Origin of the sequence: Bacillus salacetis (assembly GCF_049177075.1) — a bacterium.
GTDB classification, from domain to species: domain Bacteria; phylum Bacillota; class Bacilli; order Bacillales; family Bacillaceae_B; genus Rossellomorea; species Rossellomorea salacetis_A.
On the sequence record NZ_CP185377.1, the window covers coordinates 601,296 to 618,461 of the forward strand.

The following is a 17,166-nucleotide window of genomic DNA, read 5'->3' on the forward strand; positions in this document are numbered from 1 at the left end:
GGATGCATTTATCTTTCACAAAACGAGGTGAATGCATGGATGTTTCTAAGCTTTATAAGACTACAAAGAGATTATTTATAGTACTTCTTCAATAGTTCATATTTTTATAGGAGAAGTGAACTCCTGTGGATGTTCTAAATGCGATAAAAAATGCCTATAATAAAAAGAATAAAATCAAGGCCAGGCTGTATGAATCTGTTTTGGAAAATGGAATGGTCATACATTTTTATCAGCATGATGACAAGGATACTGGTAAAGTAACTACTGCCTATCCTAAGTATCGACATTAAGGAGAGGTCACTATGAACTCAAATTATCCAGTTAAAATTACTTCCGCGGGAATTTTATACTTAAATATGCCCGAAGAATTAAGTATCTTAGAGGATTTCATGATCATTGATCTCAATCTAAATAACGTTCAGGACTATTTAATAAAGATTGATGAAGTACTAGATTCAGGTATTTCAATTGAATGCTCGGGAAATACAACAATCTTAAAAATAAAAAAAGATAAAACCGAGATTTACAACATATCTATTGACCAAGAATGCCGGCTGGATACATTACTGTTGAAAGAAATATTGAAGAACTATTTAAAAGAAAGTCTTCTCTTTACGATCGAAAAGGATTTAAAGAGAAAGCAAGTAATATACGATAAAGCTAAAAAATCCAATAGCTTGAAGGACATCTTAAAAATTAAAAGTGATTTGCAGCAGGATAAAATAATCTAAAGAACCAATGGGGGACAAGGTAGATCTTGTCCTTTTTCAATTGAATAGGACTTTAACACACTAACGCGGCGGGGGACAGTCCCCCGCCGCGTTAATGCGTTAGTGCGCTAAGAGGGACTGTCCCTCTTAGTGCTTTAACGTGTGAAAGTGTTTATTCTTCAGCGAGTGGAAGGGTGATGGTGAAGGTGGTTCCTTTGTTGACTTCACTTTCCACATCGATGGTGCCATCGAGGCTTTTGATGATGCTGTAGGATACCATGAGGCCGAGGCCGGTGCCGCTCTGACCTTTTGTGGTGAAATAGGGCTGGCCCAGCCTGCTGATCTGCTCCTCATCCATGCCGATTCCGTTATCTTCAATGGTGAGAATGACCTTTTTGCCAGAGGTCTTCGACTGGACGGTGATTTTACCGCTTTGTGCTGCCTGTGCGGTTGCATCGATGCTGTTTAACAGCAGGTTCATGATGGCCTGCTGAAACCTCTGTTTATCAGCCAGGATTTTTCCTTCCCCTGGTTCAGCTATCAATTCGGCACTGTGTTGATTGGCCAATGGCCTCACCACCTGAACCGCATATTCAATCTGTTCTTTTAAATTCAGTTTTTCCATTTTTTCAGAGGATGGCTTGGCAAAAGCAAGGTAGTTGGATATCAGGCTTTTGGCTCGTTCCAGCTCACTCAATGAAATCTCAATATACTCTTTCTTCTGCTTGTCCTCTTCACTTTGATGGAGGACCTGCAGAAACCCGAAGACAGTGGTCAGAGGATTCTTCAGTTCATGATTGATGCTCGCTGACAGATGGGCCACAATTTCATTCTTTTCGGCAATCAGCGTTTTTTCTTTATACTGAAGGCTTCTTGTAAGAAGTAAAATGACCAGCATAACGACCATGGAACTGATCAGTGTCAAAGAGAAATCAAACAACCACACGATAACAAGCTGGGGTTTGATTTCGAAAAAGATCAGGCCTGAGATCCCTGTGATGATAGGGGAAAGCAGTGTCAGACCAATACCCGTAAGGAATTTTTTCCTGTATGAAAAGGCGTGATAAGCTTTATACAGCAGAATGGCTGCCAGAACCTCTGCACCGTTTCCCAGCATGGTTGTGTAAATCCCGAGCCCGCCAAGGGAAAGTCTGTATACAACCGTGACTGCATACAAACCGATGCCTACAACCGGTCCACCATAGATAGTGCCGAAAACTATAGGGATATCCCTAAGATCCCAGATGAGCCCCTCAGTGAGATAGGTGGAAAAGTGGATGCATAAAATGATGACTATTGAAAATGTCAGAAAAATAAAGAGTTTGTAATTTTTTCTGTTAAAACTTCTTAGTTCAGCCAAAAAAACAATGATTAAGCAACTGATTATAATCAGCAAAAAATTGATGAGTGGATCATAGTATTGAAAATTATTCATTATTCCGTCCTTTATATATGTATTGCATGCTCACAATTGTAACATCATCGGCATGAAGGGGACAGGGGGTGTGCTGTACTCTATGTAATGGTTAATATTAACTATTTATTGAAATCTTATAATCAGTAAAAAAAGAAGGCTGCCTCTGTTTAGAGACAGCCTTCTTTTTTTTATCGTTTCTTTTCATTTGTGCTGTAATAAAACTTAGCCGTGATTGATCCATCTTCGTTTTCTGCGATATCCGTTACATGGATACCGGAGTCAGCAGGAGTGGATCCGTTGCCTTTCCAGAAATAGTAGGAACCAGTGTGAACATTTGAAGAGTTCGGTGTTAACTTATCTCCAGTCTTGAAGAAGTCACCGGAATCTCCGCGGTTTACATATTTCTCAAGGTCATAGTTTCCATCTGCTTGAAGAACGGACAGGCCGTAGTGTGTTACTTCTGTACCGTCACTTGCCGTCTGAGACTGGTTGTACTGGAAGCGCTTGTTCATCCAGTTCTCAACGTTATTTGGACGGAAGCCTGCAGATTGATAAAGTTCAATGATGTTCTCATCGACATGCCATGCGACCAATCCATGAGAATCTTCACCTTGGCGGTTCAAGCCTTTGTTGAATCCGCTTTGCTGAACGTTTTCGAATAGGAAGTATTCAGTACCGTTGGAACCCGGTACTTCCATTTTGACGATACCGTTATCAGCATCCGCTTTATCAATAGATGGAAGAGTGATTTCTTGAACTCCATCGTTAGGTCCTACACTAATTGGATCTGCCCAGCCCAAGAAGATCTTGGAGAACGGATCAAAGTGTGTCGGTGAGTTACCAGAGTATGCAGGTTTATTAGGGTAGCGCATCCAGGATCCGCCGGCCATCATTGAGTAGTTTCCGACACCTTCAGAAGTGTAAAGAGTGTCATAGAAATCCGGTAAGCCGAGGGCATGTCCGAATTCGTGGGCATAAACGCCAGTTTGTGCTGGGTATGGACCTTCTTTTAGTTCTTCTTTATAACCGCCAGTGTTCAAGTCGAAACCTGCAACGTTACCACCGATACCCGGCTGGATGTTGTAGTTGTTGACTACTACGCCGTCATAAGTCATGTCTTCTTTTTGGGTTTTAGCGATCCAGTCTTTTTGGCTCATACCCGCTACAACATCTGCTGGTTTACCAGTTTCATAGTATTTACCATAATAAAGGGCACTTAATAAAGACCATTTATGAGACCAGAACTGTGCAGGGTCGCGGCTGAATTCTGCTCCTGTTCCTTCGTGGATAACGAATATGTTAGGAACTTCGCCATCTACTGCATAATCAGAGAAATTAATTTGATCATCTGCTGCCTTCAAAAGGTCACGAACGAATTCACCTGTATGGGCGTCACCGTTCTCGTTTCCAAGAACGTATTTACCATTGTCTGCATATGTACCTTCCTGATCTAAATAGTAGGAAGCACCTTTTGGCAGCTCTACCCATGCAAAATCTGTGTTTTCTTTACGAACTAGATTAACAGCACCACTACTAGACTCTTTATACGCATTCTGCATTGTGCGGTCTTTAGGAACATCGTCTCCGTCATATTTTGCAAACTGTGGCAATTCATAAGGGTTATACTCATCTCCAAAAATCAAATCCTCGTAATAGTGCGCAGGAACTTGTCCAGGCATATCACCTACAGGCTCGTCTCCATCAGGATACTTTGCTAATAACACAAGCACCGGAACATCGCCAGTCGCCTTTTTATAAGCTACATGGTTATCACCAGCCTGCTGGAACTTCGCGCCGTTGTTTGCGATTTTTTCAGCTGGATCTGCTTTGGATACATCGACCCCCAAATCTTTCGCCTTTTGGGCTAATTCGGGAGAAGCTCCCACATAATGGGCAAGGCTTAAATCATATTTGCTGGTTTCTTTGACAGGGGCATCACTGTTTGCCTGGAACCCGGCAAACGCCACACTGCCAGCAAGCGCAAGGGATAGACCCGTTTTTGATAAGACTTTTAACAAGTGCACCACTCCTTCAAATTTAGTACAAATAGAATATATCAGAATAGTCAGTCTACTAAAAAGGTGAAGAAGTCCTACTAGTCTTATTGGAGTTTACTAGGTTTATTCCGCAAAAATAATAATTTCTGAATTTTCTTAATTTAAAGTACCTACTAAAATACATATTTTTACTATTTGGTTGATGTCTCTTAGGTAAATAGGATGTAAAGAGCTTTACTATTTTTGGTGAAAAAGAATCAGGTAAAAAGTGAAACTTTTTTAGAGGGGCGAAGTTTTCGGGACTGGAAATAGATCTGCTTTAACGTAATGAAGCATATTAAAAACCCACCTTTCATTGGAAGAAAGGTGGGTTATATGAATTATACTGCTTTTGTGTTTTTAGGAGCAGGGGTCTTCCAAAGGTCTTCCATCTGCTCTAGTGATCTTCCTTTGGTTTCAGGAACGAACTTCCACACGAAGATGGCGGAAAGGACACTCATCAGTCCGTAGATGCCATATGTCATGCCTCCGCTGAATTCCATCATCATTGGATAAGTGGAAGAGACAAGGTAGTTGGCTGCCCATTGAGCTGCAACGGCGATGGCCACGGCTTGTCCACGGATTCTGTTCGGGAAGATTTCCGAGATCAATACCCAGCAAATCGGACCCCATGACATCATGAAGGATGCTGTATAGACGATAATGAAGAACAGCGTGCTGATCCCGATGATATTGGAGAAAGCCAGTCCGGAAACACCGAACATCCCAACAGCCATACCGATGGAACCAACAATCAAAAGCGGCTTGCGTCCCCATTTATCAACTGTCATGATGGCGATGACGGTAAAGATGACATTGACCAGTCCCATGACAATGGTCTGCAGCATGGAAGCATCTTTGGCCGCGCCCATGCTTTCAAAGATACGCGGTGCGTAATAGAGGGCCACATTGATCCCGACAAACTGTTGAAATACAGAGAGCAGGATTCCGATGATGATGACCATCTTTCCGTAAGCAAAAACCGATAGCTTTTCAGAAGAAACATTCACGGATTGTTTGATTTCACTTAAAATGGACTTGGCGGCAGCGGCACCATTGATTTTACTCAGAATCTCCAGTGCTCCTTGATCATTATTTTTCAATGTAAGATAACGCGGCGTTTCCGGAACGAAAAACAGGAGGACCCCGAATAACAGCGCCGGAATGGCTTCCGAAGCAAACATGTATCTCCAGCCGACTTCGTTGATCCACTCGAGGGACTGCCCGCTTGCGATGCCCCAGTTAACAAAATAAACGACTAGCATCCCGAAAATGATGGCAAATTGATTAAAAGAAACCAAGCGTCCGCGGATATCCGCTGGAGCGATTTCTCCGATATACATTGGAACAATCGCAGAGGCCAGTCCTACGCCGATACCGCCGATGATGCGGTAAAGGTTAAAAGCCACCAGCAATCCCATTGTCGGTTCCCCTGCAGTGAAGAAAAGGAACTCCGGATAGGCTGAACCTAATGCGGATAATAAGAAAAGAAAAGCGGCGATGATCAGTGATTTCTTACGGCCGTAAGCAGAGGAAAAATATCCTGAAATGAGGCCGCCGATGATACAACCGATCAATGCACTTGAAATAGTGGCACCGTGGATGAAGGAACTTAATCCCAATCCATCAATCAAATAGGCTTGGACGGATTTTTCGGCCCCAGAAATTACAGCGGTGTCATAACCAAAAAGCAATCCGCCGAGAGTGGCGACTAATGTAATAGAAAAAATGTAGAGTGATCCTTTTTGTTTTGTCATAATGGTACAGGCAAATCTGCTGGATAATCATGCCGTGATGACGCTTACATTTTTGATAAAAGATGAAGCGTTTTCAATAGTGAGCATAATTAAGTTGAGGACTGCCCTAATCCCTCCTTTTCCTAGATGAATGTAACTTTTTATTTAAGTTATCTGAATTGTATCAGAATAAACTTAGTTTGTCTAATGAATAAACTAAGTAAATTTTACTAAACTAACGCATTACCGCGGTGGGGGACTGTCCCCCACCGCGGTAATGCGTTAGTGTACTAAGAGGGACAGACCCTCTTAGTGCGTTAATGCATGAAAGTGTTTTATAATAAGTAATGGAAAGAAGGTGATAAGGTGAAACCAGAACTGAAGGATATTGTTTCGAAGTCCATTTTAACGCCGGGAAAAGGGGCCATCGATAATTTTACTCATTCGTTGAATCCCTATGCAGGCTGCGTGTTCGGCTGCAAGTATTGCTATGTCAGGCAGATGCCGATTTCTCTTTTTCGCGAACAGGAATGGGGGACATGGGTCGATATCAAGACCAATGCGGCGGAGATTCTCAGAAAAGATCTCATCAAAGCGAAGAAAAAAGGGCCGGTCACGTTATTCATGTCTTCATCTACGGACCCTTATCAGCCGATCGAACATGAAACGCGGTTAACGAGGAGCCTCCTGGAATTGATGCTGGAGGTCCAGCCGGATTTCATTCATTTACAAACTCGTTCTCCTCTAGTGAAGAGGGACATCGACCTTTTTAAACAATTCGGAGATAAAATTAGAATATCAATGACGATCGAAACCGATAAAGAAGAAGTAAGGAAGGCGTTCTCGCCGTCCGCCCCGCCGATTCTTGCGAGAATGAAGGCACTAAGAGAGATCACGGAAGCGGGAATCATGACGCAGGCGACCATCGCACCGCTGCTTCCTTGTTCAAGGGAATTTCCTGCTAAGCTCAAACAAATTGCCAAAAGGATCACGATTGATGATTTTTGGATGGGCGACGGAACAGGCGGAAGAAGGACAAGCAAGCTGGGGGTCGAAGAGATCTACCGGCAGCTCGGCCTGGAAAAGTGGTACAATCCGACTGCCTACAAAGTGGTGCTGAAAATGCTCCATGAAGAGATGCAGGGCAGCGGCATTGAAGTCGGCGTATCCAAGAGCGGCTTCAGCCCAAGTTAAGGAAGAGAAAGGAAAAAGCTATGCTGTATGAATTTAAAATAAAGATAGAACAATCCCAAGTGGATGAACTGATTGAAAAATTAAGCAGCCGCGGGCTGTACAACTTCTATTATGAACAGCCGATCGAGGTCATCACATTCTCAAATGGATATGAATATAAGGAAGCGGAAGAAGAGCTTCTCGATTTTAACATCTATTTCGAAGAGAATGAGGTGGAGCACTTTCCTGAGGATTGCTTCAGCATTGTTACAGAGGCTTCCGGAATTCCCAAAGCCGGCATCACTCATTCTAAAGTGAAAGAGAATATAGAGGTGCCTGATTTTGAAGATATCGAATTGAATGAGGACTGGGTCATCGCTTATTCTGGCGATCCGGAAAAACACCCAGGGAAGAATGTGCTCAGGTTTGAACCCCAGGCTGCCTTTGGAACAGGGCTCCACGAAACCACCCAGGACTGCCTGCGGATTATTCTCAAGCAGGATTTCACGGATAAAAAAGTACTCGACCTTGGAACGGGATCGGGAATCCTGACAATCGGTGCCCTGTTAAAAGGAGCCCGTCATGTAACCGCCATCGATTACGAGCCGGTCGAAAGGGAAGTTTTATATAATGCCGGGCTGAATGGTGTGGAAGAACAGGTCGAGGTGATGCAGAAGGACCTGATCGACGGGGAGTATCGGATTGAGGATGAGTACGACTGGATCTTCATCAATATTGGCGGAGACGAAGCTCTGCATATCATCCAAAGGCATGAGCTGCTGCAAAAAAGCCCGCGATTCCTCGTGTCGGGTCTCGTCAACTGGCACACAGAAGGAGTAGAGCAGGCCTTCGAGCAGGCAGGCTTTGAAAAAATAAACACCATGCAGACAAACGAGTGGGTGACAATGGAATACTACAAGAAATAATGGACCCATCCTTTTGTACTTTAAAGCGCTAAGAGGGACAGTCCCTTTTAGCGCTTTAACGCAGCGGGGGACAGTCCCCCGCTGCGTTAATTCGTTAATGTTGGTTTAGCAGGTGGCTGTACTGGAATCGAATTCTTTTTTCCGCTGAGTCCGACCAGCACTCTTAGAAGCCGGAATCTCCTGAAAACAAAATGATACACTGCAGAAATGACAGCAAATGAAACAAAGACCAGGAAGAAAGCCTTCACCGGAATCGGCCAGTTTAGATCTTTAATGAAGAAACCAGTCATTACAATCACCGGCTGATGCAGGATATAAAATGGCAGCGACGCTTCACTGGTGTACCGGAGCAGGCCATTGGTGAAAGACAAATAATTATTGGCAATATAATAGAATGAAAGAATGATATTTAAAGTGCTGATGACGGCTAAAGATTGGAAAAGGATAAATTCAGCAGACCCCTTATCGGGATAGTCCATCACAAACCAAATCGTATAGGAGACTAACGCCAAACCACCCAGGCTGAGGTTACCCCATATGGTCCTCTTTAACAGGGGCAGTAATTGTTCACTGCTGAAAATATAGTAACCTATGAGAAATAGCACCAGATAGACGACCAGATCCCATCCCCCGAGCTGAACAGTATCCGCAAAGACAGCGGCCGCAATCGCTGCCGCATGAATCAGCAGCAAGTGAATCCACGTCATATTCATAAAAGCCCTAGTTCTTTTGAATAGAAACACAGTAAGCACGGAAAAGAGAATCAGGACGAGCAGATACCATAAATGCAAGCCGACAAACGCGAAATTACCCGAACCTCCGATCTCCAAATAGACCCCCTCATACATCTGCGGGACGAAATCCAGAAACGATCCCATGAACTGCCCGTTGGAAACCCGCTCGATATAGACCTGCGGGGGAGACAGGAGGACAATCCCGAATAACAGCGGAATCCCCAGTCGTATGAATCTTTCTTTTAAATAGGTTCCTGCACTCCTTTTTTGCAAGGAATAATTTGAACTTACCCCTGAAATGACAAAAAAGATCGGCATGATCCAAGTTCCAATCAAAAGTGAAAATGTCAGGATGGCAGTCGAATCCACTTCATTATTTTTCACATGCCACTCGAATGGATTGAAAAACATGGAACAATGATACAAAAACACAAACATCGTCGCCAAAACCTTGATCCAATCCAAATCATATCTTCTCAGGCTGCCTTGCTTTTTCATAGTAACTCTCCCTTTTTAGAGCTCGTTGATAGAGTGTGCAAACTCGACGTTAGAAAACGAAAACTCGTCGATAGCCCGCAATCAGACAATCAGCCGGGCCAATGTACCTGTCCCTCCGTCCCAGTTTATTCGCCAATAGAAAGAAAAACTCCTCTAATATTGTTTCTGGTTTGAAACAATTATTGACGGATGAAGCCTGCTCGTTAAAAATGGAAGGGTAACCGCTTTTACAGGAGGGATTGATCAGATGTACGAACACTTCACTGTTAACATAACACCCTTAAATAGAGAGAGGACGGTCCGTGTTTATCTTCCGAAAGGGTACAGCGATAAAAATGAGAAGCGTTATCCGGTCCTATATATGCATGACGGACAGAATTTGTATCGTGATGAGGATGCTGGCTATGGAATGGCTTGGAGAGTAGGAGATTACCTGGATGATAGCGGGCTGGATTTGATTGTGGTCGGGATTGACTGCAATGAGGGATTGAAGCGCCTTGATGAGTACGGCCCTTGGGAGAGTTCCAAGATGCCCGAGGTGTTTGATGCCAGCCGCAGCACAATCGGCGGAGAAGGCAGGGAGTATATAGAATATATCGTCCATGAGTTGAAACCCCTGATTGATCAAAAATACAGGACAAATCCTGATGAAACAAGTATGGCGGGAAGCTCGATGGGCGGGCTGATTTCAACGTATGCCGCCTGCGAGTATCCTCATATTTTTAAAAGGGTTGCATCACTGTCTTCCGCTTACTGGTTCAATCAGGAAGAAATTGAAAACCATATTCGAAAAAGCGATCTCTCTGCCATTGAACGTTTCTATATGGATGTCGGCACTGCCGAAGTCACTGAAACGATTGACGGCGAGACATATGAGCGCACGAGTGAGCGTGTCTATGAAATTTTGAAAGACAAAGTGGAAAATGTCCGCTTTGATATTATCAAAGGCGGCGTTCATAACGAAATCGCCTGGAGAGAAAGGCTGCCGCAGGTGTTCGGATTTCTTTTTAAGTGAGAAAAAGGGGACAGGTTCCATGTCCCCGCACTCTTCAGGCAAAAATAGACCAGCTGTTTTTCTCAGCCTCTTTTACCATCTCCTGTTTAGGATTGACCAGGATCGGGTGGGTCACATAGTGAAGCAAGGGAATATCGGCTGCACTATCCGCATAGGCCCAAATTTCGTCTGCTGAATTCTCTTCAAGATGCTTCTGCTGGCCCATCCATTCCTGCAGAATTTTCACTTTTGCATCTCCATTGATGATTTCCCCAATCTCGCCGGTGCAGTGGCCATTTTGATCAAATAATAAGTCTGTGCTGAGCACATGCACGTCCAATTTAAGATCCTGGATAAAAGCTTTCAGGAAAGGCTGCAGGGCGCCGGACAAGACAACGACCGTATCTCCGTTGTTTTGATGCTCCTGAATTTTGAGTACGAGGCTGCGGTGAACCTCGTCTTTTCCAACCGCAACAAGCTCTTGGAAGAAAAGATCTAATTCCTCAGTGGTTTTTCCTTTGAATGTCCTCGCGAAGGCTTTGAAAAATTCATGCTTGAATTTTGTTTTCCCTTGAAGCACACCGGCAGCCGCCGCCTTCCCCAAGCCCGCAGCTACAACGGCCCACTGCTTCGCGGTGAACCTTTTCTGCCCCATTTGGAACATCGCTTTAAAAGAGTTCCCCTGATAGAGCGTCCCATCAAAATCTACAGTGACAATTGCCAAAACAGAACACCTCGCTTTTTTTAGTAAGTATAGGACAGTTGGTATGAATTGTAAATGAACAGGAAGAATCAAATGGACAAGAATTAATGGACTCCTTTATCACGTTAAAGCGCTAAGAGGGACAGTCCCTTTTAGTAGGTTAACGCATTAACGCGGTGGGGGACTGTCCCCCACCGCGTTAGTGTGTTAAAGAATTATTCTTCGTATTTGATCAGGAATTTACAATGATTGTTTCCTTCTGTTTTGCAGCTTACCCTCTTGACCTGGTCTGTTCCGAGGACGTTTTTGAACATTTCCGTTTCGCATTTGCAGGCTGTTTTAAAGTTGTTGGCAATGGCCATGATCGGACAGTTGTATTCTATCAGTTCGTAGGTATTCTCATCGATCTGGCTGGCCTTGGCCATGTAGCCTTTATCGTTTTGGATTCTTTCAATCTCTTGTATTTTTGCGAGGTTTCCGCTTTTTTTCTCAACTTGTTCTTTATATTCCTGGGTCAATCTCTTTTCTCTCTTTTTAAAAAGAGTATCGACGGATTCTTTGCCGAAGGATTCTTCTATATCCTGCAGGAATTCTACACTGATACCTTCATAATTTTTAGGGAACAGCCTCTCGCCTTTTTCAGTCAAGGAGTAACGGTAAAGCGGTCTCCCTTTGGGCTGTTTGATTTCCACGGAATGGATGAGGCCGTCTTTTTCAAGAACATTCAGGTGCTTCCTGATGGCCATATGGGTAATCCCAAGCTGATCGATCAGGTCGTTGACACTGAGCGCCACTTCCCGTTTCAGCAAATCAAGTATTCTATCTTTCGTCGTTTTCATTGTGACAGTCAAACTGAACACCTCAATTCTATTGAAAGATACGCAGTACGAAAGGATTATTATACTATGAAGTATAAAAAATAGGAAGTGATTCGGAATCTTTGAAACTCCTGAGCAAATGAATTGCTTTATCACCTGCTTATGAATTACTCTTAATTTGTCTTAATTATACTTTTTAGTATAAAAAATATCAAAACATCTAATTTGGAGGAATTCACTATGACAAAATTCACTTTACCAACATTAAACTACGGCTTCGATGCACTTGAGCCTCATATCGATCAAACAACAATGGAAATCCATCATGGAAAACACCATCAAGCATATGTTGATAAATTGAACGCTGCTCTTGAAGGAAACGAAGAACTTCAATCAAAATCTCTTGAAGAGCTTCTAAGCAATTTAGAAAGTGTACCGGAAAATATCCGCACTGCAGTGAGAAACAATGGCGGCGGACACCTGAACCACAGCCTGTTCTGGGAAGTGATCGCTCCTGCGACGGAAAGCAATGAGCCTTCTGGAAACCTGAAAGAAGCAATCGATAAAGCATTTGGCAGCTTTGATAGCTTTAAAAAAGAATTCGCTCAAGCAGCTGCAACGCGCTTTGGTTCCGGCTGGGCATGGCTGATCGTCAATGCAAATGGCGAACTTGAAGTGACAAGCACGCTGAACCAGGACAACCCGATCATGGACGGCCAGACAGCGATCCTTGGACTTGATGTCTGGGAGCACGCTTACTACCTGAACTACCAAAACAGAAGACCGGATTACATCGAAAGCTTCTTCAACATCATCAACTGGGATGCTGTCGCAAAAAACTATGAAGCAGCACAAAACAACTAAATAAGGCAGAAGGATAAGGTGCCTTTTTAAAGGTGCCTTATTCTATGGCTTATTTCAGGCAGGCGGAGGAATAGTATGGAGATCATGTACGTGAATGGAACACCCGCTCGGGATGACAAACCTCTTGTCCTTGTGATCGGCAAGCTGGACGGTATTCATAAAGGGCACCAGGCTCTGTTGAACGCAGCCGCTAAACAGAAAGGACCAGAAGAGAGCCTTGCTGTTTGGACATTTAAACAGCATCCGTTATGGGTGTTAAAAGAAGATATCCGTTTTAAAGGCAGCCTTCTGCCGGAAAAAGAGCAGATGGAAGTGCTGGAGCAATTCGGTGTGGAAAGGGTCTATCAGGTAGATTTCACAAAGGATTACGCAGCCATCTCCGCAGAAACCTTCATTATGGAACACCTTTCACAGTTGAATATTAAACGAATCGTCGTGGGAGAGGATTTCAGATTTGGCGCAGGAAGAGAGTCAGGGACAGATGACCTGATCGATCTTTGTTCCAACTTGAATATAGCTGTCACGGTCGTTCCTGTCATAAAAGAGAATGGCAGGAAAATCAGCAGCACCAAAATCAGGGAATGGATTGCGGATGGAAAGATGGAGTCGGTCCAAGCTGTGCTGGGCAAGCCTTACAGCATCACCGGAACAGTGGTGCATGGAGAGGCCCTCGGAAGAAAACTCGGATTTCCGACCATCAACATGGGCGGCATCGAGGAATATGTAACGCCGAAGCCCGGGCTGTATTTGGGATCCGCAGAGATTCATCACTCACCTGACCATAAGGAGTATTGGAATGTGCTGATCAACGCAGGTTTCAGTCCGACAGTCGGCGGCCGCGTCTACCGCCTGGAAGCTTATCTGATTGATTTTTCCGGAGATCTTTACGATAAAATGGTTTCCATCCATTTTCTCCGTTTCTTAAGAGATGAAATCAAGTTCGATAACCTGGACTTGCTGGTTGCCCAGATGAATGAGGATAAGGCAGAGGCCAAATTGATACTTGAGTAGTTTCATAAGGATTCTGCCTATTAATAGAATGACAAACAAGAAATCTTAAAACATCATGAGGAGTTAACTATGAACGAGGAAAAAGTATTTGATATAACGATTATCGGTGGAGGCCCAACCGGCTTGTTTTCCGCGTTTTACGCAGGAATGAGGAACATGAGCGTAAAGATCATCGACAGTCTCGGTCAATTGGGCGGGCAGGTTGCTGAGCTTTACCCGGATAAATATATCTATGATATCGGCGGTTTCCCGAAGGTCCTTGGAAAAGATTTTATCCAGAATCTGATCGATCAGGCCGAGTTTGCTTCCCCGGAAGTCTGCCTGAACGAAACCGTGCTGGAAGTTGTGAAAGAAGAAGAAATCTTCAAGCTGACGACAAACAATGGAAAGCACCTGACCAAGTCCATTTTGATCACCAGCGGAATCGGTGCTTTTCAGCCAAGAAAGCTGAACATTGATAAAGCAGAATACTATGAAGATAAAAACCTTCATTACTCTGTAAAAAACCTTGAAGATTTCAGGGGTTCAAGAGTCCTTGTCTGCGGAGGGGGAGACTCTGCGCTTGATTGGTCCTTGATGCTCGAAGACGTTGCCGAAAAGGTAACCATGACGCATAGAAGAAAAGAATTCAAGGCTCATGAAAGCAGTGTCAATAAGCTGCATGACAGCTCCGTTGAAGTGAAAGTACCTTTTAACATCAAGGAACTCCGCGGCAGCGAAGAGAGGATAGAACAGGTTGTACTCAGCACGAAAGAAGGACAGGAAGAAAGCGTGGATGTTGACCATGTCATTGTCAATTATGGAAGCGTTTCTTCACTGGGCCCTATCAAAAACTGGGGACTGGAAATGGAGAAAAACTCTATTATCGTCAATTCCAAGATGGAAACGAATATAGAAGGAATTTATGCAGCAGGCGATATCAGCACGTATGAAGGGAAAGTCAAACTGATCGCAGTTGGTCTTGGGGAAGCCCCGATCGCCATCAACAATGCGAAAGCCTTCATCGAACCGAATGCCAGAGTGCAGCCGCTGCACAGTACAAGTGTTTTTAAATAGGAAGCAAGAGGCATAAGGAAGGAGGATGATGATGGCGAAATCACCTAACACCAGCGCCCAATTTAATATACTCAGAAATGACCCGACCCGAGGGGAAGGGGGATATGGAGTAGGAACCATTTCCCTTGAAAATATCACTCCGATTATCGTGGACCCTGGCGAGCAGGAAGTCTTTATCAATATGGGAGCCTTGCATGCACGCAGCCAGGTTGAGAAAAAAGTGAGGTTCAAGCCGGTGAAGGATGAACTGGTGGACCCGAAACTTTATTGGATTGTCTGGATGGCTTTGCAAGTGGGGGAAGGCGGTCCGTTTTATTCAGGGGCCGGTGCCTGTGAAATTATGGTCTCCCAAGAAGAAAAACGGATCAAGTCAGGCTACAAGTCCCTGCCTGAGCATGTGAATACTCTGGATAAAGTTTTAAAAGGAAGAATATTGATCAGCCACATGGACTCTTTATCAAAATCTCTCTTAAAGGACTTCCTGATTGATTTTAATGAGGTCTACTGGGAAAGGTCACCAGAAGAATTGAAAAATGAGTTTTTATAAAAGAATGGAGCGATAGAAAATGGCATTTGTAATCACATCACCCTGCATGCATGAACAGGCAGCGGACTGCGTGGATGTATGTCCGGTCGATTGTATCGAAAAAGGCCCTGACCAGTTTTTCATCGACCCATCAAGATGCATAGAATGCGGCATGTGTGAAGTCGTTTGTCCAATCGGGGCTATTTATCAGGACTTTGAAGTTCCAGAGGAAGAGCAGACATCAGTATCAAGAGCGAAGGAATTTTTCTTCTCGAGCTGAAGCGAATTTTGGTACATGAATTGCCTAAAGGGCGGGAGTCATGTATCCAGAATGTCGATCAGAATACATGAGTTGGTCTAAAAGGCGGGAGCCATGTAGTCAGAATGTCGACCAGGATACATGGGTTGACCTAAAAGGCGGAAGCCATGTAGTCAGAATGTCGATCAGGATACATGAATTGCCTTGAAAGGAAGAGATCATGTAGTTAGAATGGCAAGCGGCGCAAATGAGTCAGCCTTAAAAAATCAAAAAGATTTCACGGAGATAGAAAATGGCCAGTTTTACCGGAAAAGTACTACTAAAAGAAGAAAAGGGATCATCAGTATTAACACTGGACGGCATCCCTGTGGCAAAACTGTTTGAACCATTCAATGATCAGGACATCCTGCTGTCCATATACCAGCTTCATCCCCAAGAGGGAACAGTTTTCATCCAGAACTGCCATGGAACAGCAGATGTTTTTTACTTTGAAGGCGAGCAGCAGTTTTATACAGGCACCAAATATGTAAATGATTTTTACATCGACGACGAGGATATCATTCATAAATTGGAAAGCCTAGTGGATATGGATGTTAGGCTCACGGTTAATGAGGAATAAAGGAAAGAAGGAGGGAACCAACATGGAAAAGTATCGTATCGATCAAAGTAAGGGATTGGAGTTCGGGATTTACACTTTAGGTGACCATCTCCCGGACCCAAGGACAGGTGAAAGGATTTCTGCACAGCAGCGGCTGCGTGAAATCATCGAATATGCAAAACTGGCAGACCAGGCTGGACTTGATTTCTTCAGTGTCGGCGAGAGCCACCAGAATTATTTTGCGACGCAGGCACACTCCGTTGTTCTGTCTGCTATCGCACAGGCCACGAAAAATATTAAAATTGGAAGCTCTTCCACTATCATCAGCACATCCGACCCGGTCCGGGTATATGAGGATTTTGCAACAATCGACCTGATTTCGAATGGCAGGGCTGAAATCATTGCCGGCCGTGCGTCCAGAGTGGGGCTTTTCGAGTTACTCGGATATGACTTGAGAAACTATGAAGAACTGTATGAGGAAAAATTCGACCTCCTGATGAAAATCAATCAGGAAGAAGTGGTGAACTGGGAAGGCGAGTTCCGGGCTCCGTTAAGAAATGCGAAAATCCTGCCGCGTCCTCAAGGTGGATCCATGCCGATCTGGCGTGCGGTTGGAGGCACTCCTGCCAGCGCCATAAAGGCCGGTTATGCGGGGGCGCCGATGTTCATGGCCCATTTAGGCGGTCCGGCATCTGTCTTCAAGCGGACGGTCGACGCCTATCGCGAAGCAGCACGGAGCAAAGGATTCGACCCGGCTGAACTGCCGGTTGCAACGGCCGGATTCTTCTATGCGGCTGAAACATCCCAGCAGGCCTTGAAAGATTTGTACCCTCATATCAATGAAGGGATGAAAAAGACAAACGGAGGAGGCTTCCCGAAACAGCACTTTGCTCAGGGAGTCGATCCACATAACATCATGAATATCGGCAGTCCGCAGGAAATCATTGAAAAGATCCTGTATCAGCATGAAATGTTCAACCATCAGCGTTACATCGCTCAAATTGATTTTGGCGGCATGCCGTTTGATAAACTCATGAAAAATATTGAAATCATCGGTACAGAAATCTTACCGGCGATCAGAAAATACACTGCGAAGAAATAGGAGGG

General features: G+C 44.2%; 18 protein-coding genes. 12 read left to right on the top strand and 6 right to left on the bottom strand.

Annotation, left to right across the window (positions count from 1 at the left end; all coding sequences use genetic code 11):
- Positions 1 to 125 precede the first annotated feature (125 nt).
- Both ACOJQI_RS03135 and ACOJQI_RS03140 read left to right on the top strand, forming a co-directional pair.
- Positions 126 to 290, top strand: coding sequence for a hypothetical protein (locus tag ACOJQI_RS03135; RefSeq protein ID WP_421383466.1), 165 nt, complete (start codon positions 126 to 128; stop codon positions 288 to 290).
- Between the two features lie 12 nt (positions 291 to 302).
- Positions 303 to 731 carry a hypothetical protein gene (locus ACOJQI_RS03140; RefSeq protein WP_421383468.1) on the top strand — a complete coding sequence of 143 codons (429 nt, stop codon included), beginning with the start codon at positions 303 to 305 and terminating at the stop codon, positions 729 to 731.
- Positions 732 to 882: 151 nt separating this feature from the next.
- Here ACOJQI_RS03140 and ACOJQI_RS03145 read toward each other — a convergent pair whose 3' ends face one another.
- The 3 genes from ACOJQI_RS03145 to xylE form a co-directional block, all read right to left on the bottom strand.
- Positions 883 to 2,145, bottom strand: coding sequence for an ATP-binding protein (locus ACOJQI_RS03145; RefSeq protein WP_421383470.1), 1,263 nt, complete (start codon positions 2,143 to 2,145; stop codon positions 883 to 885).
- Positions 2,146 to 2,315: 170 nt separating this feature from the next.
- The gene (locus ACOJQI_RS03150) at positions 2,316 to 4,145 is read right to left on the bottom strand and encodes a M6 family metalloprotease domain-containing protein (protein WP_421383472.1); all 1,830 of its coding nucleotides are present in this window, start codon (positions 4,143 to 4,145) and stop codon (positions 2,316 to 2,318) included.
- Between the two features lie 359 nt (positions 4,146 to 4,504).
- Positions 4,505 to 5,920, bottom strand: coding sequence for a D-xylose transporter XylE (gene xylE, locus ACOJQI_RS03155; RefSeq protein WP_421383474.1), 1,416 nt, complete (start codon positions 5,918 to 5,920; stop codon positions 4,505 to 4,507).
- 345 nt (positions 5,921 to 6,265) lie between these two features.
- On the opposite strand from xylE, the gene ACOJQI_RS03160 reads away from it, so the two are divergent.
- Together ACOJQI_RS03160 and ACOJQI_RS03165 are read left to right on the top strand one after the other, a co-directional pair.
- Positions 6,266 to 7,093 carry a radical SAM protein gene (locus ACOJQI_RS03160; RefSeq protein ID WP_421383476.1) on the top strand — a complete coding sequence of 276 codons (828 nt, stop codon included), beginning with the start codon at positions 6,266 to 6,268 and terminating at the stop codon, positions 7,091 to 7,093.
- 20 nt (positions 7,094 to 7,113) lie between these two features.
- Positions 7,114 to 7,998, top strand: a complete 885-nt coding sequence (locus ACOJQI_RS03165; RefSeq protein ID WP_421383478.1) for a 50S ribosomal protein L11 methyltransferase — start codon at positions 7,114 to 7,116, stop codon at positions 7,996 to 7,998.
- Positions 7,999 to 8,084: 86 nt separating this feature from the next.
- Here the strand turns inward: ACOJQI_RS03165 and ACOJQI_RS03170 are convergent, their stop codons facing one another.
- Complete coding sequence (locus tag ACOJQI_RS03170; protein ID WP_421383480.1) at positions 8,085 to 9,230, bottom strand: acyltransferase family protein; 1,146 nt, start codon at positions 9,228 to 9,230, stop codon at positions 8,085 to 8,087.
- 247 nt (positions 9,231 to 9,477) lie between these two features.
- On the opposite strand from ACOJQI_RS03170, the gene ACOJQI_RS03175 reads away from it, so the two are divergent.
- Positions 9,478 to 10,245 (top strand): alpha/beta hydrolase, encoded by a 768-nt coding sequence (locus ACOJQI_RS03175; protein WP_421383482.1) that lies wholly within the window; start codon positions 9,478 to 9,480, stop codon positions 10,243 to 10,245.
- 34 nt (positions 10,246 to 10,279) lie between these two features.
- On the opposite strand, the gene ACOJQI_RS03180 is transcribed toward ACOJQI_RS03175, so the two are convergent.
- Positions 10,280 to 10,948, bottom strand: a complete 669-nt coding sequence (locus ACOJQI_RS03180; RefSeq protein WP_421383484.1) for an HAD family hydrolase — start codon at positions 10,946 to 10,948, stop codon at positions 10,280 to 10,282.
- A gap of 194 nt (positions 10,949 to 11,142) precedes the next feature.
- On the bottom strand, positions 11,143 to 11,778 hold the full coding sequence (locus tag ACOJQI_RS03185; protein WP_421383486.1) for a helix-turn-helix transcriptional regulator: 636 nt from the start codon (positions 11,776 to 11,778) through the stop codon (positions 11,143 to 11,145).
- A gap of 207 nt (positions 11,779 to 11,985) precedes the next feature.
- Here ACOJQI_RS03185 and ACOJQI_RS03190 point away from each other — a divergent pair, with 207 nt between their 5' ends.
- The 7 genes from ACOJQI_RS03190 to ACOJQI_RS03220 all read left to right on the top strand — a co-directional run bounded on the left by ACOJQI_RS03190 (position 11,986) and on the right by ACOJQI_RS03220 (position 17,161).
- The gene (locus ACOJQI_RS03190) at positions 11,986 to 12,609 is read left to right on the top strand and encodes a superoxide dismutase (protein ID WP_421383488.1); all 624 of its coding nucleotides are present in this window, start codon (positions 11,986 to 11,988) and stop codon (positions 12,607 to 12,609) included.
- Positions 12,610 to 12,684: 75 nt separating this feature from the next.
- Positions 12,685 to 13,620 carry a bifunctional riboflavin kinase/FAD synthetase gene (locus ACOJQI_RS03195; protein WP_421383490.1) on the top strand — a complete coding sequence of 312 codons (936 nt, stop codon included), beginning with the start codon at positions 12,685 to 12,687 and terminating at the stop codon, positions 13,618 to 13,620.
- A gap of 69 nt (positions 13,621 to 13,689) precedes the next feature.
- Entirely contained in the window at positions 13,690 to 14,676 is a 987-nt protein-coding gene (locus ACOJQI_RS03200) for an NAD(P)/FAD-dependent oxidoreductase (protein ID WP_421383492.1), read from the top strand.
- Positions 14,677 to 14,707: 31 nt separating this feature from the next.
- Positions 14,708 to 15,223, top strand: coding sequence for a YwhD family protein (locus tag ACOJQI_RS03205; RefSeq protein WP_421383494.1), 516 nt, complete (start codon positions 14,708 to 14,710; stop codon positions 15,221 to 15,223).
- Positions 15,224 to 15,242: 19 nt separating this feature from the next.
- Positions 15,243 to 15,482: an indolepyruvate ferredoxin oxidoreductase subunit alpha gene (locus tag ACOJQI_RS03210; RefSeq protein ID WP_421383496.1), complete on the top strand. Its 240-nt coding sequence runs from the start codon at positions 15,243 to 15,245 to the stop codon at positions 15,480 to 15,482.
- A 271-nt stretch (positions 15,483 to 15,753) separates the two neighbouring features.
- Complete coding sequence (locus ACOJQI_RS03215) at positions 15,754 to 16,080, top strand: hypothetical protein (protein WP_421383498.1); 327 nt, start codon at positions 15,754 to 15,756, stop codon at positions 16,078 to 16,080.
- Between the two features lie 22 nt (positions 16,081 to 16,102).
- The gene (locus tag ACOJQI_RS03220) at positions 16,103 to 17,161 is read left to right on the top strand and encodes an LLM class flavin-dependent oxidoreductase (protein WP_421383500.1); all 1,059 of its coding nucleotides are present in this window, start codon (positions 16,103 to 16,105) and stop codon (positions 17,159 to 17,161) included.
- Positions 17,162 to 17,166 lie beyond the last annotated feature (5 nt).